The following is a 1,088-nucleotide window of genomic DNA, read 5'->3' as shown; positions in this document are numbered from 1 at the left end:
TGTTCCATCTTCATGGCTTCGAGTACGACGATGAGGTCGCCCTCCTTGACCTCCTGGCCCTCCTCGACCGCGACCTTGACGATCGTGCCCTGCATCGGCGAGGCGAGGGTGTCACCGGACGCGACCGGACCGGACTTCTTGGCCGCGCGCCGCTTCGGCTTGGCCCCGGCCGCGAGACCGGTGCGGGCCAGGGACATGCCGAGGGAGACGGGGAGGGAGACCTCCAGGCGTTTGCCGCCGACCTCGACGACGATCGTCTCGCGGTCGGTGTCCTCGTCCGCCTCGGCGTCCGTCGGGGCCGCGAAGGGCTTGATGTCGTTGACGAACTCGGTCTCGATCCAGCGGGTGTGGACCGTGAACGGGTCCGCGGAGCCGGTGAGTTCGGGAGCGAACGCCGGGTCGGTGACGACCGCGCGGTGGAACGGGATCGCCGTCGCCATGCCCTCGACGGTGAACTCGTCCAGCGCACGCGCCGCGCGCTGGAGCGCCTGTTCGCGGGTGGCGCCGGTGACGATCAGCTTGGCCAGCAGGGAGTCCCATGCCGGGCCGATGACGCTGCCGGTCTCGACGCCGGCGTCCAGGCGGACGCCCGGGCCGGTGGGCGGGGCGAAGGTGGTGACGGTGCCGGGGGCGGGGAGGAAGCCGCGGCCGGGGTCCTCGCCGTTGATGCGGAACTCGAAGGAGTGGCCGCGCAGTTCGGGGTCGTCGTAGCCGAGGTGTTCGCCGTCGGCGATGCGGAACATCTCGCGCACGAGGTCGATGCCGGCGACCTCCTCGGTGACGGGGTGTTCCACCTGGAGGCGGGTGTTGACTTCCAGGAAGGAGATGGTGCCGTCCTGGCCGACGAGGAACTCGACGGTCCCGGCGCCGACGTAGCCGGCTTCCTTGAGGATGGCCTTGGAGGAGGCGTACAGCTCGGCGACCTGCTCGTCGGAGAGGAAGGGTGCGGGTGCTTCCTCGACGAGTTTCTGGTGACGGCGCTGCAGCGAGCAGTCGCGGGTGGAGACGACGACCACGTTGCCGTGGGTGTCGGCCAGGCACTGGGTCTCCACGTGGCGGGGTTTGTCGAGGTAGCGCTCGACGAAGCA

At 70.0% G+C, this 1,088-nt stretch carries 1 protein-coding gene; it reads right to left on the bottom strand.

The features are described 5' to 3' along the window. Window positions 1-1,088, bottom strand: a 1,088-nt coding sequence (locus tag AC31A1_RS51795) for an ATP-binding protein (RefSeq protein WP_489659975.1), incomplete at both ends; no start/stop codon positions are given.

The organism is Streptomyces sp. P5F9, assembly GCF_057961495.1.
The sequence above is the reverse complement of the archived record's forward strand: the minus strand, read 5'-3'. Positions and strand labels throughout refer to the sequence as shown.